The sequence below is a fragment of the Streptomyces sp. NPDC059994 genome, assembly GCF_042737755.1.
In the GTDB taxonomy this organism is placed as follows: domain Bacteria; phylum Actinomycetota; class Actinomycetes; order Streptomycetales; family Streptomycetaceae; genus Streptomyces.
This window is the reverse complement of record NZ_JBHWUR010000009.1, coordinates 38,919-63,706: the sequence shown is the minus strand read 5'-3', so window position 1 is coordinate 63,706 and position 24,788 is coordinate 38,919. Positions and strand designations below refer to the sequence as shown.

29 protein-coding genes and 1 pseudogene are annotated in these 24,788 nt (G+C 69.1%); 15 read left to right on the top strand and 15 right to left on the bottom strand.

Features of this window, described 5'->3' with window-relative positions; all coding sequences use genetic code 11:
• Window positions 1–9: 9 nt before the first annotated feature.
• On the top strand, window positions 10–423 hold the full coding sequence (locus ACFWA7_RS07975) for a hypothetical protein (RefSeq protein WP_385550050.1): 414 nt from the start codon (window positions 10–12) through the stop codon (window positions 421–423).
• 662 nt (window positions 424–1,085) lie between these two features.
• On the opposite strand, the gene ACFWA7_RS07970 is transcribed toward ACFWA7_RS07975, so the two are convergent.
• Window positions 1,086–1,457, bottom strand: coding sequence for a hypothetical protein (locus tag ACFWA7_RS07970; protein ID WP_385821627.1), 372 nt, complete (start codon window positions 1,455–1,457; stop codon window positions 1,086–1,088).
• The gene (locus tag ACFWA7_RS07965) at window positions 1,457–1,582 is read right to left on the bottom strand and encodes a hypothetical protein (protein ID WP_385821625.1); all 126 of its coding nucleotides are present in this window, start codon (window positions 1,580–1,582) and stop codon (window positions 1,457–1,459) included. The genes ACFWA7_RS07970 and ACFWA7_RS07965 overlap by 1 nt, the downstream gene beginning before the upstream one ends.
• A 189-nt stretch (window positions 1,583–1,771) precedes the next feature.
• On the opposite strand from ACFWA7_RS07965, the gene ACFWA7_RS07960 reads away from it, so the two are divergent.
• The 5 genes from ACFWA7_RS07960 (at window position 1,772) to trpS (ending at window position 4,797) form a co-directional block, all read left to right on the top strand.
• A complete protein-coding gene (locus tag ACFWA7_RS07960; RefSeq protein ID WP_385821623.1) occupies window positions 1,772–2,020 on the top strand; it encodes a hypothetical protein in 249 nt (82 codons plus the stop codon).
• The gene (locus ACFWA7_RS07955) at window positions 2,004–2,531 is read left to right on the top strand and encodes a DUF6879 family protein (protein WP_385539050.1); all 528 of its coding nucleotides are present in this window, start codon (window positions 2,004–2,006) and stop codon (window positions 2,529–2,531) included. The genes ACFWA7_RS07960 and ACFWA7_RS07955 overlap by 17 nt, the downstream gene beginning before the upstream one ends.
• 25 nt (window positions 2,532–2,556) lie before the next feature.
• The gene (locus ACFWA7_RS07950) at window positions 2,557–3,405 is read left to right on the top strand and encodes a helix-turn-helix domain-containing protein (RefSeq protein ID WP_385821621.1); all 849 of its coding nucleotides are present in this window, start codon (window positions 2,557–2,559) and stop codon (window positions 3,403–3,405) included.
• Between the two features lie 52 nt (window positions 3,406–3,457).
• Window positions 3,458–3,589 (top strand): DUF6126 family protein, encoded by a 132-nt coding sequence (locus ACFWA7_RS07945; RefSeq protein ID WP_385539054.1) that lies wholly within the window; start codon window positions 3,458–3,460, stop codon window positions 3,587–3,589.
• Window positions 3,590–3,822: 233 nt separating this feature from the next.
• Window positions 3,823–4,797, top strand: a complete 975-nt coding sequence (gene trpS, locus ACFWA7_RS07940) for a tryptophan--tRNA ligase (protein ID WP_385539056.1) — start codon at window positions 3,823–3,825, stop codon at window positions 4,795–4,797.
• 24 nt (window positions 4,798–4,821) lie between these two features.
• Here trpS and ACFWA7_RS07935 read toward each other — a convergent pair whose 3' ends face one another.
• A complete protein-coding gene (locus tag ACFWA7_RS07935) occupies window positions 4,822–5,250 on the bottom strand; it encodes an ATP-binding protein (RefSeq protein ID WP_385821619.1) in 429 nt (142 codons plus the stop codon).
• A gap of 84 nt (window positions 5,251–5,334) precedes the next feature.
• Between ACFWA7_RS07935 and ACFWA7_RS07930 the strand changes: the two genes are divergently transcribed.
• The 4 genes and pseudogenes from ACFWA7_RS07930 to ACFWA7_RS07915 all read left to right on the top strand — a co-directional run.
• Complete coding sequence (locus ACFWA7_RS07930; RefSeq protein ID WP_385821617.1) at window positions 5,335–6,189, top strand: Scr1 family TA system antitoxin-like transcriptional regulator; 855 nt, start codon at window positions 5,335–5,337, stop codon at window positions 6,187–6,189.
• Window positions 6,146–6,481, top strand: a complete 336-nt coding sequence (locus ACFWA7_RS07925; protein ID WP_385821615.1) for a DUF397 domain-containing protein — start codon at window positions 6,146–6,148, stop codon at window positions 6,479–6,481. Before ACFWA7_RS07930 ends, ACFWA7_RS07925 begins: the two co-directional genes overlap by 44 nt.
• Window positions 6,482–6,574: 93 nt before the next feature.
• Entirely contained in the window at window positions 6,575–6,883 is a 309-nt protein-coding gene (locus ACFWA7_RS07920) for a helix-turn-helix domain-containing protein (RefSeq protein ID WP_385821690.1), read from the top strand.
• Between the two features lie 130 nt (window positions 6,884–7,013).
• Window positions 7,014–7,262, top strand: a pseudogene (locus ACFWA7_RS07915) (MFS transporter); the annotation flags it as partial.
• 141 nt (window positions 7,263–7,403) lie between these two features.
• Here ACFWA7_RS07915 and ACFWA7_RS07910 read toward each other — a convergent pair.
• The 4 genes from ACFWA7_RS07910 to ACFWA7_RS07895 form a co-directional block, all read right to left on the bottom strand.
• Window positions 7,404–8,021: a hypothetical protein gene (locus ACFWA7_RS07910; RefSeq protein ID WP_385539064.1), complete on the bottom strand. Its 618-nt coding sequence runs from the start codon at window positions 8,019–8,021 to the stop codon at window positions 7,404–7,406.
• A complete protein-coding gene (locus ACFWA7_RS07905; RefSeq protein WP_385821613.1) occupies window positions 8,018–9,277 on the bottom strand; it encodes an MAB_1171c family putative transporter in 1,260 nt (419 codons plus the stop codon). The genes ACFWA7_RS07910 and ACFWA7_RS07905 overlap by 4 nt, the downstream gene beginning before the upstream one ends.
• Before the next feature lie 65 nt (window positions 9,278–9,342).
• A complete protein-coding gene (locus tag ACFWA7_RS07900) occupies window positions 9,343–9,894 on the bottom strand; it encodes a toxin (protein ID WP_385539068.1) in 552 nt (183 codons plus the stop codon).
• A 104-nt stretch (window positions 9,895–9,998) separates the two neighbouring features.
• Window positions 9,999–10,436 carry a hypothetical protein gene (locus ACFWA7_RS07895; RefSeq protein ID WP_385539070.1) on the bottom strand — a complete coding sequence of 146 codons (438 nt, stop codon included), beginning with the start codon at window positions 10,434–10,436 and terminating at the stop codon, window positions 9,999–10,001.
• A 395-nt stretch (window positions 10,437–10,831) separates the two neighbouring features.
• Between ACFWA7_RS07895 and ACFWA7_RS07890 the strand changes: the two genes are divergently transcribed.
• From ACFWA7_RS07890 to ACFWA7_RS07880, 3 genes are all read left to right on the top strand, one after another.
• Entirely contained in the window at window positions 10,832–11,161 is a 330-nt protein-coding gene (locus ACFWA7_RS07890; RefSeq protein ID WP_385821611.1) for an alpha/beta fold hydrolase, read from the top strand.
• 55 nt (window positions 11,162–11,216) lie between these two features.
• Window positions 11,217–11,675 carry a hypothetical protein gene (locus tag ACFWA7_RS07885; protein WP_385821609.1) on the top strand — a complete coding sequence of 153 codons (459 nt, stop codon included), beginning with the start codon at window positions 11,217–11,219 and terminating at the stop codon, window positions 11,673–11,675.
• 66 nt (window positions 11,676–11,741) lie between these two features.
• Window positions 11,742–13,103: a cryptochrome/photolyase family protein gene (locus tag ACFWA7_RS07880; RefSeq protein WP_385539168.1), complete on the top strand. Its 1,362-nt coding sequence runs from the start codon at window positions 11,742–11,744 to the stop codon at window positions 13,101–13,103.
• A 59-nt stretch (window positions 13,104–13,162) separates the two neighbouring features.
• On the opposite strand, the gene ACFWA7_RS07875 is transcribed toward ACFWA7_RS07880, so the two are convergent.
• Window positions 13,163–13,486 carry a DMT family transporter gene (locus ACFWA7_RS07875; protein WP_385539076.1) on the bottom strand — a complete coding sequence of 108 codons (324 nt, stop codon included), beginning with the start codon at window positions 13,484–13,486 and terminating at the stop codon, window positions 13,163–13,165.
• Window positions 13,487–13,488: 2 nt separating this feature from the next.
• Window positions 13,489–14,187, bottom strand: a complete 699-nt coding sequence (locus tag ACFWA7_RS07870) for an FMN-dependent NADH-azoreductase (protein WP_385539078.1) — start codon at window positions 14,185–14,187, stop codon at window positions 13,489–13,491.
• Between the two features lie 132 nt (window positions 14,188–14,319).
• Between ACFWA7_RS07870 and ACFWA7_RS07865 the strand changes: the two genes are divergently transcribed.
• The gene (locus tag ACFWA7_RS07865; protein ID WP_385821607.1) at window positions 14,320–14,940 is read left to right on the top strand and encodes a helix-turn-helix domain-containing protein; all 621 of its coding nucleotides are present in this window, start codon (window positions 14,320–14,322) and stop codon (window positions 14,938–14,940) included.
• Window positions 14,941–15,677: 737 nt separating this feature from the next.
• Here the strand turns inward: ACFWA7_RS07865 and ACFWA7_RS07860 are convergent.
• From ACFWA7_RS07860 to ACFWA7_RS07845, 4 genes are all read right to left on the bottom strand, one after another.
• A complete protein-coding gene (locus ACFWA7_RS07860) occupies window positions 15,678–16,847 on the bottom strand; it encodes a helix-turn-helix domain-containing protein (protein ID WP_385539082.1) in 1,170 nt (389 codons plus the stop codon).
• The gene (locus ACFWA7_RS07855) at window positions 16,834–17,625 is read right to left on the bottom strand and encodes a hypothetical protein (protein WP_385539084.1); all 792 of its coding nucleotides are present in this window, start codon (window positions 17,623–17,625) and stop codon (window positions 16,834–16,836) included. Before ACFWA7_RS07855 ends, ACFWA7_RS07860 begins: the two co-directional genes overlap by 14 nt.
• Before the next feature lie 184 nt (window positions 17,626–17,809).
• Window positions 17,810–18,901 (bottom strand): hypothetical protein, encoded by a 1,092-nt coding sequence (locus ACFWA7_RS07850; RefSeq protein ID WP_385539085.1) that lies wholly within the window; start codon window positions 18,899–18,901, stop codon window positions 17,810–17,812.
• Window positions 18,902–19,158: 257 nt separating this feature from the next.
• The gene (locus tag ACFWA7_RS07845) at window positions 19,159–19,920 is read right to left on the bottom strand and encodes a hypothetical protein (protein ID WP_385539087.1); all 762 of its coding nucleotides are present in this window, start codon (window positions 19,918–19,920) and stop codon (window positions 19,159–19,161) included.
• 921 nt (window positions 19,921–20,841) lie between these two features.
• On the opposite strand from ACFWA7_RS07845, the gene ACFWA7_RS07840 reads away from it, so the two are divergent.
• The gene (locus ACFWA7_RS07840; protein ID WP_385539090.1) at window positions 20,842–22,695 is read left to right on the top strand and encodes a TIR domain-containing protein; all 1,854 of its coding nucleotides are present in this window, start codon (window positions 20,842–20,844) and stop codon (window positions 22,693–22,695) included.
• 35 nt (window positions 22,696–22,730) lie between these two features.
• On the opposite strand, the gene ACFWA7_RS07835 is transcribed toward ACFWA7_RS07840, so the two are convergent.
• Both ACFWA7_RS07835 and ACFWA7_RS07830 read right to left on the bottom strand, forming a co-directional pair.
• Entirely contained in the window at window positions 22,731–23,570 is an 840-nt protein-coding gene (locus ACFWA7_RS07835; protein WP_385821605.1) for a DUF6551 family protein, read from the bottom strand.
• Complete coding sequence (locus ACFWA7_RS07830; RefSeq protein ID WP_385539094.1) at window positions 23,563–24,471, bottom strand: ParB N-terminal domain-containing protein; 909 nt, start codon at window positions 24,469–24,471, stop codon at window positions 23,563–23,565. The genes ACFWA7_RS07835 and ACFWA7_RS07830 overlap by 8 nt, the downstream gene beginning before the upstream one ends.
• Between the last annotated feature and the right edge of the window lie 317 nt (window positions 24,472–24,788).

The window sequence follows — 24,788 nt, the reverse complement described above, 5'->3', positions numbered from 1 at the left end:
AGTTGCGCCATGTCCGCACACGCAACGATGCCGGCACCGTCCCGGCCCGGCCCTCTCTCCGGCCTGACCACCCGTCTGGGCCTGCCGTTGGCGCTGATCGCCCTGCCGGTGGTCATCGGGATCTTCTACGGCTTCTGGGCCGCGTCCATCAACCGGCGGGGCGGCGAGGTCACCGGCGGCAACATAGCGCTCGGGCTGGTCTCCGGAGTGGTGATCGCCGCGCTCGGGCTGGGGTTGCTGATGATCCAGGGCCGGTTGCCCCGGGAGCTGCGGGCGGTGGCGTTCGGAGCGTTGTTCGGGGCGGGGACGGGGTTTCTGTATGCCCAGTCGGGCGAGAGTGTGTTCGGGGCGTCGATGATGGGGGCGCTGCTGGGGGGCGGGATGATGGCGGCGGCGTTCTATGTGTTCTACACGCGGGAGTAGGCCGGGGTGGGGCGGCCGGTTCGGCGGCGCCGCATCGCCCACCCGCCCGCCCGTTCGGCGGGGTTGGATCGCCCGGGCCTCTCGTGGGTGGTCGCCCACCGTTGGCGTCCGCCCGCGCGTACGTGGTGCGCCCGCCCCCGGCGGGCCGGGGGCTGCCCCACCCCACCCCGCCCGCCCGTTCGGCCGGGTTGGGTCGCCCGGGCCTCTCGTGGGTGGTCGCCCACCGTTGGCGTCCGCCCGCGCGTACGTGGTGCGCCCGCCCCCGGCGGCCCGGGGGCTGCCCCACCCCGCCCGCCCGTTGGGCCGGGTTGGTGAGGCCCGGGCCTCTCGCGGGTGGTCCGATACCGTCGGCGTCCGCCCCTGCGCGCGGCGGCCCGCTTCGCGGAGTGGGTCGCTTTTCGGCTGCGGGCCGGTGGGGGCTGGTCGCGCAGTTCCCCGCGCCCCTAAAGACGCGCCCCTTCGGGCCGCCCCCAAGGATGCCGCGCAGCGGCATCCAAAGGGCGCGGGGAACGGCGCGAGCAACCCACCACAACCCGCAGACCACCAACCCCTCGGGGCGCGGGGAACTGCGCGAGCAACCCACCACAACCCGCAGGCCACGCGCGAGCGGCCACGTACGGGTCGCAGGCGGGGGAGCGGAAGGGCGTCCGAGCGGCGCGGGCTCAGCCCGCCCCCGGCGGCGCCGGGCACGCGTAATGCTCGCGGGGGCAGGCGATCAGGCTGCGGGAGACGTACCGCTTGGCGGTCGAGTAGTAGCCCCACACCACATCCGTCCCGAGCCCCAGCGCCTCGTGGACGTACTCCATGCGCTCGTCCAGCGGAAACGCGCCGTGGCTGAGGTGCCGGTGCTCCTCGCCCTGGGCGCGCAGCCACGCGGCGGCCCGCTCCCGGTCCCCGAACGTCGCCTCCGGCCCCACCTGTTTCCGCAGCCAGTCCGCGATCTCCAGAGGCGGGGCCGGGTTGGCGGGATCGACGCGTTCCCGGTCGGCGGGCCGCTCCGGCCCGGTCCACGCGTACGCGTGCCAGTGAGTCATCAGCGGGTGCGGACGTGGTTGTACTGGCGGCCGTCGTCCGAGTCCCCGGTGGGCGGGTTGGGCTCGCCCCCGTCTCCGTCCGCGTCCTCGTCGCCATTGCGGGCCACATCGAGTCGGTAGCGCATGGGTGACCTCCGTGTGCGTCGTCGGTGCGGCCGACGCCAGAGGCGGTGCGTGAGCGCTTGCCAGCGATGTGCAGACATGTGCAGAGAGATCAATCAGACCTGGTGAATGGCTTATCGGCCCTCTTGATCGATCACGTCTCCCGCGCGACCGTGGTGCACGCAACTGCACGGCCATCGAAGGAGGTTGACATGGCGTTACTCTTCGTCGGCATCGACCCGAATGCCGGGGACAGGCAGAGCCCGACCGTGTGGGTCGACAGGGAAAGGCGCGAGCTCGTTCTCCAGGGCTGGAAGCCCACCCCCGAAATCGCAGCGGAGTGCGCTGCCACGGAGGTCCCCGGGCACGCCAAGGGCATCCCGGACAACGAGGCAGTGATCCGGATCCCGGCCAGGATGGTGCGCTTGATCAGGGAGGCGTGCGATGCCGTCGAGCCCTGAGACGTTCGATGAGCTGCTCGCGCGGTGCACACGCTCAGCCGTGCACCTGGAGATGCGCGACTCCTACGCCGTCGACTACGAGAAGGGACCGTTCGCGGACTGGCGTGCCGGTCACCGCCTGGACCCCGCTGACCGGGCGTCGTGGTGGCGTCCCTGGCTCGACCTGATGTCGGAGACGGTCTCCCGAGGAGTAGTGGTGCGTCGCGCCCGTATCGTCTCGGAGCCGGTCAGCGAGTACATCCGGTTCGAACACTCGGGCACCTTCACCAACGTCGCAGCCGGCGAACAGGTCCGCTGGCTGCCCCGGCGCCGGGCCTCCGACATCGCCCTGCCGGGCAACGACTTCTGGCTCTTCGACGAGCAGTGGGTCCACTGGAACCACTTCTCCGGAGACGGCTCATCGGGCGGCGGTGAAGTTTCCGATCACCCCGCCGCCGCGAAGCTCTGCGCCACGGCCTTCGAAGCCGTGTGGGAGCGAGCCGTCCCGCACGACGACTACGAGATCCACTGACAGAAAGCACCGGTCCGGCCCGCTCATGCCCATATCCCCCTCCTCCTCCGCCCAGGCGGCTCGCGAAGCGGTCGCGGGCCGCCTGCGCGAGATCAGAAAGCGCGCGGGGCTGACGGTCACGGAGCTGGCCGACCGTTGCGGCTGGCACCATGCCAAGACATCACGCATCGAGAACGCCCGCACCGCCCCCTCGACCAAGGACATCGCCTTGTGGTGCGCTGCCTGTCAGGCCGCTGACCAGGCAAGCGACCTCATCGCTCAGTCCCTCAACGCGGAGTCGATGTACAGCGAGTGGCGCCACCAGGTGCGCAGCGGCCTGAAGCAGCTTCAGGACAGTTGGGTGCGGTTCTTCCACGAGACCCGGCTCTTCCGCGTCTACTCGTCCACGCTGGTACCCGGGCTGCTCCAGACCGAGGGGTACGCGACAGCCCTGCTGACCGCCATCGCCGACTTCCGGGACATCCCGAACGACGGACCCGCCGCGGCCGAAGCCCGGGTGGCGCGCTCCCGAGTGATCCACGAGCCAGGGCACCGGTTCGTGCTGCTCATCGAGGAAGCCGCGCTGTACTACCAGGTGGGGGACGCCGCTGCCATGGCCGCACAGCTCGGGTATCTGCTCACCGCCGGGGCCCTGCCCGCCGTCTCGCTCGGCATCGTCCCGAGGAGCGCCCCGGAACGGACGATGTGGCCCCACGAGACGTTTCACGTGTACGACGACACCCTCGTCTCGGTGGAGCTGCTCTCCGCCCAGGTGAACATCACCCAGCCCTCCGAGATCGCCCTCTACCTGAAGGCCTTCGACCACCTGCGCACCATGGCCGTGTACGGCTCCGACGCCCGCGCCCTGATCGTCAAGGCCATCGACGCCCTGTAGCTGTCCCGGCCCCCGTACCCTGGAACCGCCCCCGCACCCCAAGGAGCCCCCCGTGGCCGAGGACACCGAGAAGAGCAAAGAGCGCGGTATCGCCCTCCGCGCCGGGTTCTACATCTTCGGCACGCACCTGTTCGCCGGGTTCGTCTGGCTGCTCTTCTACGTGGGGGACCACGCGCACAAGTGAGTGACGGAATTCCCTGCCGTCCGGGACCCCCGTCCCGTTACACTCCCCATATGACTTCCGACGTGCACCGTGTCAGCACTCTCTGCTGGTGGCGCTCCTTCTAGGAGCGGCCACGACACCTGCACGCCATCGAGGGCCGTTCGATACGGACGGCCCTTTCGCATGCCCGGACCCCTCTGGACCGGACCGGCCGTCCCCGACGACGCCCGCCACCCACCCAGAGAGGCAGCCACATGACCCGCATGCTCACCGGCGACCGCCCCACCGGCCCCCTCCACCTCGGCCACTACTTCGGCACGCTCCAGAACCGCGTCCGCCTCCAGAACGACGGCGTGGAGGTCTTCCTCGTCATCCCTGACTACCAGGTCATCACCGACCGCGACCTCGCCGACAACCTCGTCGGCCACACCGAGGGCCTCGTGCTCGACTATCTCGCCGCCGGTATCGACCCCGCCCGCGCGACCGTCTTCACCCACAGCGCCGTCCCCGCCCTCAACCAGCTCCTCCTCCCCTTCCTCAGCCTCGTCTCCGTCGCCGAGCTCGGCCGCAACCCCACCGTGAAGGACGAGATCGCGCACTCGCGCCAATCGGCCGTCAGCGGCCTGATGTTCACGTATCCGGTCCATCAGGCCGCCGACATCCTCTTCTGCAAGGCCGACGTCGTCCCCGTCGGCCAGGACCAGGTCCCCCACCTGGAGCTCACCCGTACGATCGCCCGCCGCTTCAACGACCGTTACGGGCAGGTCTTCCCCGAGCCCGAGGCCCTGCTCTCCGCCGCGCCCCTGCTCCTCGGCACCGACGGTACGAAGATGAGCAAGTCCCGCTCCAACTCCGTCCCCCTCTCCGCCACCGCCGACGAGACCGCCGCGCTCATCCGCCGCGCCACGACCGACGCGGACCGCCGCATCACGTACGACCCCGCCGACCGCCCCGGCGTCTCCGGCCTGCTCCAGCTCGCCGCCCTCTGCCAGGACCGCGACCCGCACGACGTGGCCGCCGAGATCGGGGACGGCGGCGCCGCCGCGCTCAAGCGCCACGTCACCGAGGCCGTCAACACCTACCTCGCGCCGATGCGGGCCCGCCGGGCGGAGTACGCGAGCGACCTCCCGTACGTACGGGAGGTCCTGCGCGAGGGCAACAAACGCGCCAACGCGATCGCGGAGGTCACCCTCGACGAGGTACGGGCCGCTATGGGCGGCTTCCGCTGATCCGGCTCACCTATTCCGGCTCACCTATTCCGGCTCACCGCTCGTGTCGCACTCGAACCACACCGTCTTCCCGCCCCCCGCGTGCGACACCACGCCCCACCGGTTCGCCACCGTCGCCACGATCAGCAACCCCCGGCCGGATTCGGCCAGTTCGTCGGGGTGGGCGGGCATCGCGGGCAGCTTCGGGCAGTCGTCCGTGAGCTCCACGCGCAGTCCGCCCGCGCGCTGGAATATCACCAACCGGCAGGTACGGCCGGGCACATGGCGTACGACGTTCGCCATGAGCTCGGTCAGCGCGAGTTCCGCGTCGTCGACCAGCTCGGTCATGGACCAGTTGGCCAGATACTGGCGGAGGATCCGGCGTAAATGCCGGGCCGAGTGGTCGCCCACGGTGAGGGTCATCCCGTAGCGCCCGCCAACTTCCGCCTCGGAAGGGTGAGTTGCGTGGTTCACGCCACCAGAGTGCGGTGAACTGGTTACGTTCGGTATGGGCCGAAAAATCTGCCCACCGCGTGTGGTTGGGGGTGACCCTTCGTCATGGTCAACATCCGAGACCTCGATCCCAGCGCCTCACCGCTGGATTATTACGGTTCCGAGCTGCGCCGCAAACGCGAAGCAGCCGGAATGACGCAGGAGCAGCTCGGGAGCTGCATCTTCTGCGCGGCGTCGTTGATCGGCCAGATCGAAACGGCGCGGAAGGTCCCTACGCGGGACATTTCCGAGCGGCTCGACGCCGCGCTCCTCACGGAGGGGTTCTTCGCGCGTCTCGTCGGCCTGGTCCTGCGCAGCCAGCTGCCGTCGTGGTTCCAGCAGTACGCGGAGATGGAGGCGCGGGCGGCGTACATCTCCACGTTCCAGGCGCAGTTGGTGTACGGGCTGCTCCAGACCGAGGATTACGCCCGTGCGGTGCTCGGTGTCCGGGACGAGGGTGACATCGACGCGCGCGTCGAGGCCCGCATGGAACGGCAGCGGATCCTGGACCGCGAGATTCCGCCGCTGACCTGGGCGGTGATGAGCGAGGCGGTCCTGCATCAGGAGATCGGCGGCCGCAAGGTCATGCGGGAGCAGCTTGAGCATCTGTTGGACCTGCACAGGAAGCGGGAGTGGGTGAAGGTGCAGGTGCTGCCTTTCGAGGCTGGGGCGCACGCGGGGCTGCCTGGCTCCTTCACCACCCTGCGGTTCGACGACGACCCGGACCTCGTGTACACCGAGGACTTCGTCAGCGGCCACATGACGGCCAACCCGCGCGCTATCAGGGAGGGTTCACTCCGTTACGATCACTTGCAGGCCACTGCCCTCTCCGTGGAGGATTCGGCGGCATTGATCGCCCGCGTAATGGAGGAGCGTTATGGGGACCAACCTGAACCTGACAAGCGCCACCCAGTGGCGTAAGTCGTCGTACAGCTCCGACACCGGCGGCGAATGCGTCGAGTGCGCGCCCCTTGGGGCTGCCGCCTGGCGTAAGTCGTCCTACAGCGGCGACACCGGCGGCGAATGCGTCGAGTGCGCGCCCCTCGGGGCTGCCGCCTGGCGTAAGTCGTCGTACAGCTCCAACACCGGCGGCGACTGCGTCGAGATCGCGTCCCAACCCCACCGCATCGCCGTCCGCGACTCCAAGAACCCCGACGGCGGGGCCTTCGTCATCGGCCCCGCCGCCTTCAGCGCCTTCGTGCGCAGCCTCTGAAGGTCAGATCACCGGGCCCGTCACCGCGAGCGCGCCCGTCGCGCAGGCACGGGAAATGCGTGAAAGCGGCACAGCTCTGCCGAGCAGCTCGCGCTGCATCCGCAGACCGTACGCCGGCGCCCGCGCCTGCGCCGCATCGAGCGGCTCTTCGGGTCCGCGCTGAACGACCCGGACGCCCGCTTCGAGCCCGAAGTGGCCTGCGCTTCCGGTTGTTGGGTCCGGAGCCCGGCGTGTCCGGGCCCCGGCCGCCCACCATGCCGTAACGTCTCGCGGTTGCTCCCCGCGACGGTTCGTTCGCGTGCGGTGCGCCCGGTACGCCCCGCCCTTTGGCCCCCCGTGTCACTCGCGTGGCGGAACCCCGTACCTCCCCTTAGCGTGATGAAGGGCGCGTATCCCCTGTAAGGAGACGTACGCCATGGGTCGCCACACCAAGGACGCCGTCGAGGAGGGCAGGGCGGAACGCATAGCCGCCGCTTCGGCACCGGAGGAGAGTGCCGGAGCGGCGGCGGCCGGGGCGAGTCCCGGACAGCCACTGCGCGGCGGGGGCGCGGCCACGGCCGCCGCCGCTGCCGCCGGGCGCACCGCCCATCCGGGCGCCGCCCATGAACACCGCTGGCTGGTCCTCGCGGTCATCGGCGTCGCCCAGCTCATGGTGGTGCTCGACGCCACCATCGTGAACATCGCTCTGCCCTCCGCGCAGAGCGATCTCGGCTTCAGCGACGGCAACCGCCAGTGGATCGTCACCGCGTACGCCCTGGCTTTCGGCTCGCTGCTGCTGCTCACCGTCGTGCTCTACCGAAAGGGCCCGCCCCATCCGCACCCGACGGAGGGCGGAGACGCGGGCCCGATCCACCTGTGAGGCTGTGACGGCCCGCAGGCGAAAAGCGAGCCACTCCGCGCAGCGGGCCGCACGTCGTCGCGGTCAGACGAAGACGAACGCCACCGCCGTCGCCGCCCCCAGCGCCGCGCCCGCGACCGTCTGGGCCACCGTGTGGTAGCTCAGGGCGACCCGCGACCAGCACACGGCGATCGTCAGCGCGTACGCGAGGAGCCAGAGCGGCTCGTGCTGCACGGCCGCGAGCAGCGCCACCACCGCCGACGCGACCGACGCGTCCACCGAGATCTTCCAGACCGTGTTCACCGCGAGCAGCCCGATCGTCATCACCCACAGCCCGAGCATCGCCGCGAGGATGCCGACGGGCGCGTCCCCGAGGACCATGACGAGCGAGCCGGTGCCGATCGAGCCGAGGATCACGAGGAAGATCGGCGCCCGCTTCGTACGGTCGACCACATGCCGGTCGCCCCAGGTGCCGCGCCCCCGCTCCCACTCGATGTACCCGGCCGGGATCAGGCCCGCGCACAGCGCCCCGAGGAACCCCCACAGCAGCCCGGTCCAGTCGCCCGCCGCCGCGAACCCGATGCCGAGCATGCCGACGAGGAGGCAGTTGCGGGGCTGGAGCACATTGGTGACGGCGAGGGCGACGGGGCGCCGGGCGGGATCGTCGAGCCCGGCGGTGCGGCTTTCGGTGCTGCTGGTCACGCGGAGGTCTCCTGGGCCTGGGCCTGGGTTCGGTCTTCGGCGGACGCCAGGACCTCACGGGCCCGGTCGTACGGAATCGTCTTGTACGCGGCGGCCACCCGCACCAGCCAGGCGACCTCGCCGTCCTGGTCCGTGGCGTGCTGCGGCTCGATGGCGGCGGCCCGGCCCGCGGGAGCGCCGTCTGCCTTGGCGGCCAGCGCGGCCTTGATCCAGTGCGCGTCGGCGAGCGGCCCGGCCGCCTCGGGCCCGGCGGCCTCCTTGGCGGCGTCCAGGAGCTCGTCCGGCACATAGTGGCGCAGCTTCTCCACCGCGTCCGCGATGTCCGCGGCCCACCGGTCGATCCGCAGGTCGGCCGGGGTGTCGAAGCGCGTCAGCTCCCGCAGCAGCGGCGCCGGCGGTTCGAACGGCTGGTCAGGGAAGGCCGTCATCAGCCCGTACCAGAGCGGGTGCAGCCGCGCCTGCGCCCGCCACAGCCGCAGCCGCCGCCAGCCCTTGCGACACGCGGGGACGGACGCGCCGAGCGCGAAGAACGCGAACAGCACGATCTGCGAGGCCTCGGTGATCTCGTCGAATTCCAGCGCGAACGACTTGCTCGGCCGGTCGGCCACGCTCACCCACAGGAACAGCGTCCGGCTGAGGGTGTAGGCCACGCCGATGAACATGGCGAACGTCATCATGCCGAGCCCGACGCGCAGATGCCGCACCTGCGTGTTGCCGGTGGCCAGCGCCCACTGGTACGCGCAGACGGCCGAGGAGGCGCCCAAGTACAGGTAGAACACGCTCATATAGAGCGTCGCGCCCCACTGCCCCGCATGGTCCGACACGAACCGGTCGGAGGGGACGGAACGGTCGACGACCGTGAAGAACAGCACGGTCAGCAGGATCAGCGTGGCCACGGACGCCTTGGCGGCGACCCGCTGCACGGTCCGCGCGAACCGCACGTGCCTCGGGATCGCGCCCTCGTCCGGGAAGTGGCCGTAGATCGCCACGATGTAGCTGAGGATCGCCAGGATGGCGATGGTGGCGGTGTAGTGCTTGATGAGGACGGCGAGGTCGGTGACCTCACTGTCGTTCAGTGTGATCCGTACGAACTTGGTCTTGGTCCACAGGGCGACGGCGAACCCGGCGTAACAGCCCCACAGGGCGCGCCGGCGCCTGTCCTCCTCGTCGCCCCACAGGGCGGCGGGCATGCGCCACAGGGCGACGGCGGTCATCAGCGCGGCTATGAGATAGCCGGCGAGGTCGAGCGGAGTCATCGGGGGGATTCCTCGGGGCAGGAACGGAGGACGGGATTCGGCGGCCTTGGGTGGGGGCCGCGGGTTCAGTCTCTGCGGAAGAGGTGGAGACCCCGTCGGCGGTGGGCGACGGGCCGCGAGAGCGAGTTGGCGAGCCGGCCGACCATGTCGTCGCTGGTCACGTCCATGGCCATACGGGGGATGAGGGAGGCCCCGAACTCGGCGACGCGCTCGTCATGGGTGTCGTACTGGGCGCGCGCCTGCACGGTGGCGCCGGAGCTGACGACGCGCTGGATGAGCGAGGTGTCGAACATCGGCAGCAGGGCCTTGAGCTGCCCCGCGTCCAGGCTGGTGCCGTGGTCGAACCACTCGTGGCACAGCTCGTGGAGGATGACGTGCTGGGTCTGGTAGTCGGTGGGCCGCTTCCGGTAGAGCACGAAGCTGGTGTCACCGGCCTTGAGCCGGAGCCCGCAGGCGGCGTTGACCCGCGCCAGCCGGTCGGGCAGCTCCCGCAGCACGATGGTGCGCCCACGGGCTTTCTCCATGTTCGCGACCAGGCCCTCGATGCTGAACGGGGCGGGGATCGGCAGGTCGGCCAGCCCGGCCTCGCACTCTCTCCGCAGCTCGCGCATGGACATGGAAGTCTCTGGGTCCCTCTGGGGCGTAGTCACGCGTGCGTGTGGACATGCGATCGATCGGCGCATCTTAACGAACGGGAGTGAATACGGGGGGTCCTGCGACGCTAGGAGTCGGAGCCGCTGTCCTTCTTGCCGCTGCTCTCCTCCAGGAGGGAGAGGGCGAACTGAAGGAGTTCAGCGGACAGGCCGTCGTCGTCGAGCCCGCGCCCGGCGATACCGCTGATCTCGCCCGTACGCCGCTTGGCGAGGAACTGGAGCCCGGCCACGACGTCGTCGACGACCTCGGACTCCTCCTTGAAGAACCGCCAGTCGACACCGAAGCCGAGCCCGAGCGCCTTGAGGATGTCCTCGGAGGGATGTGTGACCTTGCCCGCGAGGATGTTGGAGAAGTAGCTGTGGGACAGGTGCCCGCCGCGCTCCTTCACGAGGTCGGAGAACATCCGCCCCGAGATGTTCTCGCCGGGGAAGGTCTTCTCCACCATGTAGGCGACCTTCTGCTGCAAGGTCGTCAGCTCAGGAGTGTCAGGCGTGTCGTCTTCCATCGGTCCCCCACCCCGTCTGGTCAGAACTGGGCTTGCACAAAGACTCTACGCCACTGTTAACTCGAAAAAACACGGGCAGGGGGCCACGAGGGGAGTCCCTTGCCCGTGTGAAGGCCACGCCATGCCCGGAGCCGGGCAGGGTGTGCGCACGACTGTGCCCGTACACGTGCCCGCACATAGATGTAGCCCTTCGCGACGGGGGATGCACGAAGGGCTACCCATACATTATGACACCGAGTCAGGCGCCAGGGACAGTCGCCCCGCCGATAGCGCATGCGTACGTACGTACGCAGCCGTCCGCATCCAGGGACCGCCGATCCCAGCCTCAGCAGTGACCTCCCGCCGGTGACCGGCCCCGGGCAGGCTGTGCGCCAGCGCCAACGGGAGGGGCAGTCATGCCGATCGTGTCGATAGCAGATGCACAGATCCACTACGAGCGCGCGGGGACGGGCCGCCCGCTGGTGCTGGTGCGCGAGGGGGGTACGGGCGCCCCGCCGGAAGTCCCCTACGCGGCGGCGGATGTGACGTCCGGCCACACGCTGATCACCCCGCACCTCTCCCCGACCACGGAGAGCCTGGCGGAAGACCAGCTCATAGCCGTGATCGAGGACATGGGCGAGGGCCGGGTGGAACTTCTCGGCATAGCGAAGGGCTCCCCGGTGGCGGAGTCGGTGGCGTCCCGCCGCCCGGACCTGGTGAGCCGCCTGATCCTGATGACGGCGTAACGGGCGTCCCCAGAGGCCGACTTGGGGGCTGCCGGGGTTACGTAAACTGACCCGAATGAGCACCCCCGCACAACGCACAACAGCAGCCGCACCCGCGACGACGCCCGGCCCGGCATCCCCCGCCCCGCTGGTCCGGGAATTCCACACCACGTTCGGCCTGGACGCCCGCACGACCCCCACGGAGGTCCCCCCGGACCTCGCCGCCCACCGCCGCGACCTCCTGGTCGAGGAGGCGGCCGAGGCGGCGGAGGTCTCGGTCGAGGGCCCCCTGGACTATCTGGCCCACGAACTGGCGGACGTCGTCTACGTCGCGTACGGCACGGCCCTCGTCCACGGCATCGACCTGGACGCGGTCATCGCGGAGATCCACCGGGCCAACATGACCAAACTGGGCCCCGACGGGCGCCCGCTCCTACGCGCCGACGGCAAGGTCCTCAAGGGCGAGCACTACCGGGCGCCGGATGTGGCGGGGGTGCTGCGGGGGCAGGGGTGGGAGCGGGGCGGAGAGGGCTGACTCCACCGGCCCCGCGTCCGCTCCCCACGGGCGGGTGTCCGCGAGGATCGGCGGATGACCCCTCCTGTGTCCGTGGCGATCGTGCTGTTCACCGCCGATCTGAGGCTGCACGACAACCCCGTGCTGCACGCCGCCGTGCGTGGGGCCGAGCGGGTCGTGCCGTTGTTCGTGTACGACGACGGGGTGCGCGCGGCGGGGTTCGACGCGCCCAACCGGCGGGCCTTCCTCGCCGACTGCCTCGCCGATCTGGACGCCGGGCTACGGGCGCGCGGCGGGCGGCTGGTGGTGCGCTCCGGTGACGTGGTGGCGCAGGTGTGCGCCGTGGTGGCCGAGACGGGGGCCCGGCGGGTGCACGTCGCGGGCGGCCCGAGCCGGTACGCCGTACGGCGCGAGGCGGCGCTGCGGGCCGCGCTCGCCGGGGCGGGGTGCGCCCTGACGGTGCACGACGCGGTGGTGACGGCGCTCGCCCCGGGCGCGGTGACCCCGGCGGGCGGCGACCACTACGCCGTGTTCACCCCGTACTTCCGGCGCTGGACCCAGGAGGGCGTACGCGATGTGGTGCCGGCCCCGCGCCGGGTGCCGGTCGCCGAGGTCGGCTCGGAGCCGCCGCTGCCCCGCGCGAAGATCACCGGGACCTCGCCGGGCCTCGCCGAAGGCGGTGAGACCGCGGGCCGCAAGCGACTGCGGGCCTGGCTGAAGGACGGACTCCCCGGGTACGAGGCGGGCCACGACGACCTCGCGGGCGACGCCACCTCCCGGCTCTCGCCGTTCCTCCACTTCGGCGCGCTGTCGGCGGCCGAGCTCGTACAGCTGGCCCGGCACGAGGGCTCCCCGGGCGCCGACGCGTTCGTACGGCAGCTGGCCTGGCGCGACTTCCACCACCAGGTCCTCGCGGCCCGCCCCGACGCCGCGAGCGCCGACTACCGCGACCGGGGCGACCGGTGGCGCCACGACGAGCGCGAACTCGCCGCCTGGCGGGCGGGCCGCACCGGCTATCCGCTGGTCGACGCGGCGATGCGGCAGCTCGCCCACGAGGGCTGGATGCACAACCGGGGCCGGATGCTGGCGGCGAGCTTCCTCACCAAGACGCTGTACGCCGACTGGCGGGTGGGCGCCCGCCACTTCCTCGACCTGCTGGTCGACGGGGACATCGCCAACAATCAGTTGAACTGGCAATGGGTGGCGGGCACGGGCACGGACACCCGCCCCAACCGGGTCCTCAACCCGGTGACCCAGGGCAAACGCCTCGACCCACGCGGCACGTACGTACGCCGCTGGATCCCCGAGCTGGCGGAGGTGGAGGCCCGGCACATCCACGAGCCGTGGAGACTCCCGGCGGCCGAACTGGCCGCCACCGGCTACCCGGGGCCGGTGGTCGAACTGGCCGAGGGGCGGGAGCGGTTCGAGCGGGCTCGCGGGGGCGGGTGAGGGGCTGGGGTCCCTTCACCGGAAGCGGCCCGCTCCTTTCGGGCCGTCGCCTCCCGTGTTCACTGCTCCCCCGTCGTCAGCCGGGCCAGCGTCAGCCCGGCCACGATCAGGAGCAGGGCGGCGACCCGGCCGAGGCCGAGCGACTCGTGCTGGACCACCACGCCGAGCACGATCGCTCCCACCGTGCCGATGCCCGTGAAGATCGCGTACGAGATCCCCGGGGGCAGGTCCGCCATGGCGCGGGACAGCAGGTAGACCGCGCCCATCATGAGGACGAGGCAGAGCGCGGTCTGCGGGAGCCTGGTGAACCCCGCGGTCGGTTCGATGCTCTGCGACCAGGCGACTTCGACGAGGCCCGCGAGCAGCAGCCAGATCCACGGCATGGTCAGTCCTCCCTGCCGATGGCCCCGACGGCCCCGACGGCCCCGATGGTGAAGTGGGCGAGTTTCCCGGCGAGTTCACGTGCCGCCCGGGTGGCTTCGGCGGACGACTCGCGGTGCTGTTCAAGGCGCGGGGCCAGCGTGGGGTCGACGAGCGCGTTGACGAGCTCGGCGCTGATGATCTCGGCGTCGTCGACGGCGTAGTGGCCGCGGAAGAAGTCGAGGAGGTAGCGGCCCTGGTGGTCGAACGGCTCGCGCGGCAGGCCGGGGCCGTAGGCGCCGCCGCGTGCGGAGGCGACCACGAACTTGCGCGGTGCGAGCACCATCTTGGGGAAGGTGATCTGGTCGATCCATGCCTTGAGGGCGGCCGGGACCCCGAAGTTGTACATCGGAGCCCCGATGAGGACGACATCGGCGGCGACCAGTTCGGCGAGGAGCGGCCCGACGACCGCCCACGCTGCACGCTCCTCGTCGGTGCGGACGGCCTCGGTGTAGCGGTCGATGTCGGTGATGCCCTCGCGCAGGAGCGTGTCGCAGATACGGGTCCATGCCTCCTGGATCGGCGGCACCGGCTCGGCGGCGAGGTCCCGGTACGTCACGGTGCCGCCGCCGGCCGCCCGCCACGTGGCGGCGAACGTCGCCCCCAGCCGCCGGGAGAAGGAGTCGCGGCGGGCGCTTGAGTCGAGGTGGAGGAGGTGCGGCATGGAGAACTCCCTTGCGGGTATGAGGGGTTGCTGGCCACCACACGGTAAGCGGACAACGTGTCCACTTGCCGTGTGCTCCGGGACCGTACCCCTAAGTGGACATGGTGTCCACTTCTCTCCTAGGGTGATGGCATGAGTGAACGTCCGCTGCTGCCCCAGGCCGGGACCGCACCCACCGCGCCGCCCGAGCGGGCGGACGCGGCCCGCAACCGGGCCCGGATCCTCTCGGCCGCCGAGCGGCTGTTCTCCGAGCGCGACCCCGCCTCGGTGACCATGGACGACATCGCGAAGGCCGCCGGAGTCGGCCGCGGGACGCTGTACCGCCGCTATCCCGACCGCGCGGCGATCGCCCGCGCACTGCTGGACGAGCACGAGCGGGCCCTCCAGGAGAAACTGCTGCGCGGCGCACCGCCGCTCGGTCCCGGAGAGCCGGGCGGGCGGGCCGCGTCACCGGGCGAGCGGCTGGCCGCGTTCTACGCCGAGATGGCCGCCCTCCTGGAGGCCCACCTCCCCCTGGCCCTCGGCGCGGAGACCGGGGCGGCGCGGTACGGGACGGGCGCGTACGGCTTCTGGCACGCGCACGTCGCCCACCTGGTGCGCGAGGCCGGCCTCGCCGACCCCCAGCCCCTCGCGGACCACCTACTGGCCCCGCTGGCCCCCGAACTGTTCCGTCACCAACGCGAGCTGGGCCTCAGCGTGGAGCGCATCGCGGCGGGGCTGGCTGTGCTGGCACACCGAACCCTCGGCTCCTGAGCCGGCAGGAGGGCCGATGGCCGGGGCAACAAAAAAGCCCCGGCCATCGGCCTGGGGCTCTTGCGTGGAGCGAGTGACGGGAATCGAACCCGCGCTCTGAGCTTGGGAATCACGTGGGGCTTGAGCTGCGGATACCGTCCTGAACTGCGGAAACGAGGTTTTTTGGCGGCCGTCAAAGCGGCCATCTTGGCACCCCCTGGTGCCCGCTGTTTACCGACCTGAATGGCATGTAGTGGCACGGCTCGGCGAAGACACGTGGGGCGAGAGCTCTGGTCACGCCCGAGCCTGGAGCAGCTGGCGCTGGAGGCGGGGCGCTAGCAGCCGGTTTACGCGTGGGACGGCGCGCGGTGGCCGACGGAGCCAGTTAGCGCCGCCCCACGGCGCCCCCACTTGAGGCTGAGCACGCCCTCCGTACCGGGCACCGAGCACGGCCGGAGGAGCAGAACAAACGCCAGTGCGTTCCCTCGCCGTCGACGGCCCAACGTAGTGGCCCTGGGTCCTCCTCGTGGGCCCTCCGGATCGTTCATCACTGGGCAACCCGTCCATGTTGACGGCGGCTGGCTGCTGCGCTGAGACGCTGACAGGCAAGAAGACAGGTCGAAGTGAAGGAAGAAGTGAAGGAACGAGTCCGCGCCGTGCCTGCGCATCATGGGGGTCGGCGCTGAGGTGAACCGGCCTGGCGGTATGCCTGTGCGCGGCCGGGGGCGCTTGAGACCCGTGAGGTCCAGCGGCGACCGTTATTGCACCAACCGGAGCACCGGCCTCTGCTCCTGGACGCCTAGGAGATCGTGGACCCTCTTGCTTGTCCAGGCCAGCTCATGTGCCAGTTGGGGGACAGAGACTCCCGCTTCCTCGGCGGCCAGGGCAAAGGCTTGGCGGAGCAGCGAAGGCTGTTCACCGGGGAAGTTCGAGACGGACTCTGCGATGAACCCGGGCTGGCCGTCGAGAGCGCGTAGGCGCTGGTAGGACCTGCTGGCGGTGGCGTCGGAGATCAGTCCCAGCTCGCGGCAGCGGTAAACCAGCGAGTGGAGGGAGACACCCCAGACACCCCTGAGCTCGGCCAGCCGCCCAAAATCCATGCGGCGTGGGAGCAGGGGCAGGATGCTGTCCTGAGGAGTCAGGAACTCGGCCGCGAAGGCGTCGGCCTCCTTTTCTTGGCGACTGTCACCGGTGGCATCGCCGTGAAGCACAAGGTGGCCGAGCTCATGGGCAGCCGTGAACCGGTGCCGGTAGATGTCGTCGGCCCGGTTGGCCGTCAGCACGACTAGAGGGCGCGCGGCCCGGGTGGAGAAAGCGTCCACGCTCGCAGCGGAAGGATCACTGGCAGGCGGCATGACCACCACGATCCCGTGAGACTCCATCCGCCTCACCAAATGCGTGACAGGGCCATCTCCGAGGCCCCAGCGCCTGCGGAGCTCGCGGGCGGCGGATGCGGGGTCGGTGGACAGCTCCTCGCCGGGGTGGACCTCACCGCCGGCAAAACCAGGGAGGTCGACCAGAGGCAGCTGGATCCGCTGCTCCAGTGCGTACGTGAGCTCCCAGACCTGCTCGGCGAAGGCGAGCGCACGCTCCCGCTGGGACTTCGGCGTGCTGCGCAGACTCCGGAAATGAGCCATGGACGCGTCGAGCCGATTGGCGGGCCTTCCCAGCAGGAAGAACGTCACTGGAACCCCGAGGATTTCGGCGAGTCGGGGGATCAGTTCAGGTCGTGGCTTTGACACCCCCGTCTCGTACTGACCTACGGCGGCGGGCGTGACTCCGAGCTGCGCCGCCACGTCCTTCTTTGTCATCTCCGCCAGCCGACGGGCTTGAGTCAGCCGGGTGGGATCGAAGGCGTCGGAGACAGAGCGTGGCGTGGCGCCTCGTTCTTCCGTACCGGGAATGAGGTCCTGCTTAATGGGTCGCATCGTCTTCGCTGCTCTGGTCCTCGACGGGTTCTGTCTCGGACTGCACGGGCAACAGGGCCCGGTCCGAGGCGGTACGAGAGGACAGCGTAAGGGTGGGCTCGGTCCCCTCGGCGAAGCTGGTGTGTGCCGTGGCCTGGTTCGGAATGCTGACCGGCCGCAGCGTGTACGAGGTGACCGACTGCGGCAGGTGGAGGGGTTCAGGCTCGGTGGCCCACTCCAACTGCCGGTTCATCCCGAGGGCCGCGATGCCCCAGTACGCCTCGAGGAGTTCGGAGGCATTGCAGGCGAAGGGCACCAGGACCAGCTGAGTTCCCCGCGGGACGGTCGCCAGAGCGCCCCGCGGTTCGGCGACCGGGACGGTCGGCCCGAAGTCGAGGTCGAACGGCTCCTGCGTGTGCGTCGGTGCCGGTGCGAAGGTGAAGAGCTCCCGCACCAGCTGCGACTCGCTGGGGATGCGAGCGCTGCGTACGTCCGACTTGGTCTTCGAGTACCGGAACGGGTAGAGCAGCCCGTTGCCAATGAGCATCAGCTCGTAGGAGAACCCGAACGGCTTGACCGCGCGGGCGCCGGGGAGGTCCTTGAGTTCGTCCTGCAGCCGCTCGTACTGGTTCTCATACCGGCTGGTGCCGTAGGTGCGGGTGGTGCGGGATGCTCCTTGCTCCTGTGCGGCCTGCGCGTTGGCCTGCATGTTGCGAAGGCCCTGGCCGAGGCCAAAACGAACAGCTGCTGCTTGCTTGCCGAACACGTCGGCCGCCCACGACGACGAAGGCACACTCATGCGGACGACTCCTAAGGTCGGACTACGCATCGAAGCATTCCAGTGCGGGTTTGACTTTAGTTGATGTCGTAGATTTTGCACAACTGCTTTGGTGCACGGCGTGTTCGTAGCCCTTGAGTCGGCCCCAAGGGCCTGTCGAGCCCGTTCCTTCTGGCCTCCGATCGACGCATGGTCGACCGGGCGTTCAGTGCGCCGAAAGGCCGGGCGGGTCGGCCGTGCCCGCCTCGGGTTGCGATGAGGGCGGGAGGGAAGGGAACGGAAGGCGCATCCGCCTGAGCAGCGCGTGCCCTGTGCCCACGGCCAGGACGACCAGAACGCTGGTGATGGCCTCGGGGAAGTTGGTCAGGGAGAGGAGGTAGCCCGCACCGGCGACTATGCAGAGGAAGAGGGCATACCCGAGCGCACCCAAGGCCGGGGAGCCGGACTGCGGGTGGGGGCCGTCCCAGTCAGGATTCGGGGACAGGACGTTCTCGTCGGCCAACCGAGTCGAGCTGGTCAGGGCGTTGGTGGGAGCTGCGGCGTATGTGAGCACGGAAGCGATGATCTGTGCCAAGGCCGCCAGCTGGTCCTGATCGCCTTCCGACAGTCGGATTTTGGCCGCGTGGAGATTCCTGACGATCTCGTGCGCGTGGCGGCGGATCCGAGAGCGCTGTATCGGGTCGGTGCGGCGCGGTTCCAGTTCCGCTTGTCGTTCCAATGCGTCACACAGGTCACCGATCGCATCGCAGAAGGCGGAATTGCGGGTGTGGCCTCGGACCTCGCGGTCCGGTGAGCCGTGGGATGTGATCGCTTCCCACGCCCGAATCGCCATGTGGACCGTGTGTTCGTGCGGCACCGCCCGGTGGAGTGATCTGCGGTCTACCTCGGCCAGAACGAGCACCGACGTCAGCAAGCTCCAGAGGAGTACCAGCATCCAGAAGCTAGTACCGATCCGAGTGTTCACCATGATCATGATCGCTGCGAGGACTCCCAAGAAAGGCAGGAGCCACAGGAGATAGATCGATGCCAAGGAGCAGGTCAGATCCGTCACCCGCTTCTCGAGCCGTTCTGCCGAGGGGAGGTCCGCCTCGGCGACGCGGTGTTCGGTCAGCAGCTGCCGGACACGCACCACACGACTTCGCCGGGGTGTCATCAGCTTGAGCCGTAGGGCCAGACGGCCGGGCCAGCCGTGTGGTACCCGCTTGCGATCCACCCAGTGCGGTGCGACAAAGGTCAGCGTCGTCAGCATGTAGAGAGCGCTGCCGATCACGCACCAGGCAAAGACATTCTTGACCATGGGCAGATCATCCCCCTGGGCACTGACAATGCCTCTCCGGTGGAAGCGCCCGACCGGCCTCTCGGGATGTGGCCGCTCTCGGGCAACGTCGGCCGGTCACCTCAACTGGGGCCGTCGGCAATGGATGTCCTGGGCGATCGCCTCCGGCGCCGTTTTTCGTGCCGCCGGTGGACCGATGGCCGAATTCAGCGGGTGGCGCGTGGGACATCCGCTTGTGGCGTTGCTGACGACCCGCCGGCACTCTCGTGGATGCGAGCCTAGTGGGGTGCGCGATCAGCGCCGAGCCGCCCTTCCAACTCGTTGACGCGTCGTTGGGTCTCCGCGGCGCTCCGCTGCTGCCTCGCTAGTTTCGCCTTGGCGGCGGTGAGCTCTGCCTTGAGGCGATTCTTGTCGGCGGCCTCGCGATCGGAGAGGGCGGGCTCGTCCGTGTAAGCCGGTCCGATGCGCTTGGCGGCCACGATGCCTCGGCGAGTGCCGCACTCCGGACATTCGACCACCGACGGCGATACGCGATTGTGCTCCCGATGCTGGATGAACCGGGCGGTGTGGTCACAGGTGAGAGTCAGCTCCCACGCGTCCTGGTGTTTCTTCCTCTCTTCCCACGAAGGCCCGGACGCCAAGACCTTGCTGAGTCGCTCGGCCATCCTGGGGCCAGTGGGGTGCGGCGGGCAGCATGTAGAGCAGTGCCACGTCCGTGACCCGCTGATACCCCAACGGGCTCCCCAGCAGTCGGCATGGCGTGTACGGAAGCGTGCGTCCTCTGCCTCGTACTCGATCTTCTCCGCGGGAGAGAGGTACATGGTTCCGGGCCAGCTGCCGCGGGCATCGTTCAGGACCAGGCCGCAGTTCCTGCACGGCTCGCCCGCCAGGTACTCCTCCCACGTCAGGTACATCCCCTTGAGCCGCCACATCTCGCGGCGCTCCCTGTCCTGTCGATCTCGTTCCTCAGCCTGGAGGGCTTCACGGCGGCTGCGGTCGACAGCGCGCTTCTGGCGCTGCTCCTCTGTCAGTTTGGCCATGTGTGTCTCCCAAAGTCCTGGCTGCGGTGCAGTCGGGCGGGGTGTCTCCGGCTGTCGTCGCTGGTCAGGGGCGGCATCGATCCCTTGACCTGAGAGCGGCTCCGACCCCCACCCTGGCCGCTTGTGGAGCGGTACCCACACCCCCACAGGCGGTACGGGGTTTCCGCCCGGCGCTCCGACCACGCCAAGCGCTCGCGAAAAGACGTGTCACTACCCCTGGTCAGCGGGGGGGGGGTGTCCCCAATGGGCCCATCGTCACTACGCCGACCCAGCGGCGGCCGGGCGGACGGCGGCGGTGGCGTACGCGCAGGCGGGGGCAAAGGCGGCCTCGGCACGGGCAGGTCGATCAGATCGCCTACCTCTGCTACCTGTTGCAGCGTTCGTGCGAGTGAATGCAGCGCCTGACGAGTGACGTCCAGCTGGCGCCGCAACTCGTCGGCTTCGGACCAGGCGCGTTCATAGCTCACCGGGTCCGTGCCGTCAGGCCGCAGCGCTTCGTAGGCCGCGAGCCGAGGGTGCCAGACCGTCAACACTGGTCGCAGAACACGATTGAGGGTGACCATCGCCAGGACGCCGAAGGTGAGCCGGCCCTGCGGCACGGGCGGTGCGACGGCGGGGCCGTGCTTGTGCAGGATGCCTCGGGTGACGTCGTAGAGGGAGTACAGCGAGGTGAGTGCCTCGCGTAGAACTCCCTCGTCCCGCTCCAGCGGAACGACCGCGACCCGGCTGGCCAGTTGGAAGTACAGCTCCCAGGCGGCCGTGCGCTCGGCGTCCGCCGGCTCCCAGAGGCCCGCCACCTCGCCGACGAACGGGATCGTCAGTTTCGCCGTGACCTGTGAAGGTCCTTTACGCCCCCGCCGCGGCGCCTCGCCGGACTGCGTCATGATCGCCTCCCCGGTTCCCACAGTAGGGTATGGCACCGTGTGGGATGTCTTCCTCAGCTACAGCCGCAAAGATGCCAGGCAAGTCCGTCGGCTCCACGAGGAGCTCATCGCGGTCGGGCTGAAGGTGTTCACGGACGAGTCGGCGGTCGCTGGGTTCGCCGGCATCAGCGACACCATCCGTTGCGCGCTCGCCGACTCCCGCGTCCTGCTGGCGTATTACTCCGTCGGCTACCCCGAACGCCCAGCCTGCCAATGGGAGCTGACCGCGGCGTTCCTCGCAGGGCTCAACGAGGGCGAGCCGCGCCGCCGAGTCCTGGTGGTCAACCCCGAGCCGGAGACCGCGCACATCCACCCGGTGGAGCTGCGCGACACCCGGCACGGTGACCCGGAGACCCTGGTCGCGGATGTGCTCGTGCACCTGCGGCAGGTGCCCGGCCCGATGCGGCTGGATGCCGCGCCTCCTGGCGTGCACGGCGAGCTGCCTGCCGCTGTGGGAGAGTTCACCGGCAGGCTGCCCGACCTGTGGCGCTTGCACAGCGCCCTGCACGTCCAGGAGGCACCGCTCGTCACCGGCCGTACCTCGGCTGGACCCGTGCAGCTGCGCGGCATGCCGGGTATCGGCAAGACACGGCTCGCACGGGAGTACGCGCTGCGGTTCGGAGCCGCTTTCCCCGGTGGCGTGCACTGGGTGCGCGCCGTCGCGCCGCAGCCGCCGCAGGCACCCGAAGGCCCTTGTCTGTACGTCGTGGACGACGTGCCCCACGGCCTGTCGCCGCGCGCCCTCACCGAGCTCACCGCTCCGCATCCTCTGGTCCGCACCCTGCTCATCACCCGGAGCCGCACCTATGGGGGCCACGGCGAACACGTCGACCTGGAACCGCTCCCAGGAGCGGCTGCCGCTGCGCTCGCAGGCGCCTCCGCGATCGCCGATGCCGCCGCGGGGCACCCTGGTGCGCTCGGACTGCTCGGCCGCGCGGTGGCTGCGGGTCAGAGTCCCCTAGCCCTGGCGAGCCGGCTGTATGAACCGGGCCGTTCCCTGCTCGACATCCTTGCCGGCGACGAGCTCACAGCGGACCACGTGCGCGACGCCCTGACCGCACCCGCCGAGGCTCAGGACGTGCTGCGCTGCGCACTCGCCCTGTCCCCGCTGCCGGTCACCGCCGAGACCGTGGCCACGGTCCTCACCGCGGCCGACCGGCTGCCGCGTGCCGTCGCCCTGCGCCGCGCGAGTGCCGGTGTGGCCGAACTGCACGCCCGTGGGCTGCTCACGTCAGCCCCGCACCACCTGCACCCGGTCACGGCGCACTCCTGGCTCCACCACGAAGGCGACTCGGCCCGCGCGGAGACACTGCGCCGTGCGGTCCTCTCCAGCCTGGGAGCCACGGCCACTAGGCTGGGCAGCCCCGGACTCCCGGTTCCCGGTGTACGGAAGGAGAGCATGCCGATGACGGTCAGCGAGGCCGAGCGGATGGCTGCCTTCGACCTGCAGGTCGAGCTGGTGAGCCGCATCGGTGTCCAGCGACTCCCCGCCGACAGCGGCAGTCTGCGTGAGGCCCTCACCTCCCTGAACAGCCTGTTCCCATTCACTCGCGACACGCTCCGCCGCTACAGTGTCGGCCTGGAGCCGGGCACCGCACCCAATGTCCAGTCGGCGGCGGATCGCCTCCTGAACGAGGTTCTCCGCCCCTTCACGACTCGCTGGCACCCGCTCCTCATGGCCTGGGAGGCCCGCCGCCCGCCGCATCTCAGCCCGCTGGATCACGAACGCACCTGGGACCACGCCGACGCGTTCCGCACGGACCTGAACGGCTTGCGGGAGCCACTCCGAGCCGTGACGGCATCTCTGGCGGAGATCTCAGGGGCGGAGTTCGGGATCTCGAGCGAGGTCTGAGTCTCCTTCGCAGGGCTCCGGCAACCGGACCTCGCTCAGGCCAACAGGCTTTCCTGCACCGAACCTTCGCGGCTGGCAGGTACTGCCCACGTAGGCAGGCGACTGCCGCGGCGTCCCGAGTTGTAAATGTTTCGGATGATCTGGTCGACCCCTTGGGAGACTTTGCAGTTCATGGCTTCCTTGAGACCCCTTCCCTTACCCAAAAGATTTGAGGGGCCCCCTGGGTGGGATGCCAGTTTCTTCGTCAGTACCCGGCGGTCAATTTCCGGGCAATCAAGTAGAACGGATCCAAGCCCGAGCAGGATGTTGGCATTTACCGCTTCGGGGGTCGGCCCCCACGCGTTAGTGACGATCGTCAGCGTCTCCTTGAGGAGGTACCCGGGCCGATCTGCGCTGGCCCTGTGCAACGTCGTCAATGCGGCGACTGCGTGAATGGTGCTGTTCGAGCTGCCGTCAGATACTCTCCAGCCACACTTCTCGACGATCTCGGTGATGGCCAGTGCCTCTTTACGGCCCGCCGTGACCTCCGCCATGAACTTGTAGATCGGCTGGACTCTCCTATTATCATTCAGCCCCAGGAAGAGTTCCGCCTCTTCGGCTACAGCTAGGCCATGGAAAACTTTCATGGAGATTTTGATGTCCGCGCGTTGAGCGGCCAAACAAAGGGCGCCGCGGTTCTGGCCATCGACCCAAATGTAGGATCCGTCAGCTCTCGCGGAAACAGTGGGGACGCCCAGACGCTTTACGTCAAATCCCTCTCGCAGCTTCCGGGCAACCCAGCTCCTATCGACGGGTCGAGTGTTGACCTCCGGATCTGTTGTTACGGCAGATGGGGCGAGCTCTTCGATGGTGGTGCTGTGAGCCGTCCTAGACATTACTTGCCTTCCTGATGAGGGCGTGCAGAGCGTTGATGTGCTTCTTGCAGTCGCGGAGTTCGCTGTCCCAATGGGCGAGATCATCCGTCGATGAGGGCTTGACTTCGGTGATTGAGGAGATCCCTGCACATACTCCGACGAGCGACGCGACAGCTCGACTAACCTCTGGGACACGCCGGGATGGTGAGGGCAGGATCTGTACACGGGGCGATGGCGTCGGCGTGACCTTAAAAGCCGGCTCTGCCGCCTCTCCCTTCAGGCCAACCTGCATCCTCAGCGGCTGGCGTCTCGGTTTCATGTGCCTGATCGTTTCAGGGATATACCCGTCATTGCGTAGCCGGTGAAGCTCTTCGATGATCTGGCTAGGAGACCACCCCGGGGGCGGGGCTTCAACAGCGTCGAGCATCAAAGGTACGAGCTTCCGCGCGCGGATCATGCTGAAGGTGGGGTTGGATGTTCCCTCTTTCGCGGTATTCATGACCGCCCGAATTCGCCAATAGATGCGATTTGAGATCCCAACGAAATCTGATGCGTAGATGCTGTGTGAAACCCTGGATGAGGGAGCCGGCATGCAATGAATCTCGGAGGCCAGATTCATTCGTTCCCGAAGGGTCATGGGAAGGTCGGTAGCTGCGTCCGCCCTTTCTGTCTCCATTTGAAGCGCTGCTGCCAACTCGACCACATCCGAAGGGATCTGTACTTGAGTCTCCGGAATCCCAAGGAGTGTCAGAGCGTGCAATCTCCGCAGCCCGCTAATCAGCGTCACTCCGTCGTTGCGCATAACGAGGGGCTGGATCATCCCATTTTCGGCGATCGATTCCGCCAGCTTCCTGAGATCGCCCATCTCGCGAACACGGTGATCGTACCTAATGTCAGACAAGGTGATGTTCTTAATTTTCACCGCGCCGTTCCTTCCGCTGCGACATGCCGAGAATTTGCATCGCGCAGCATTGTTATACACGCCGCATGACCGCAGGCGGGCTAACGGCGCGAAAATGCGCCGCAGGCAATGTGATTAATGGCCTCCTTGTCACTCGATTCGGGTAGTGGTGGTAGCGGGCGTAATTACCTGCACGCCTTTCGCTGGCTGAACTCCTGAACTCAATGGGCTGGTCACAGCTACCTGGGCAGCCGAACTTTGCCTTCACGTTGGTTACGGGCGCGGGCTGTCGGCAGCCGCCTTTCGTCTGCACTGGGCACCGGAGGGCGTGTTGCCGC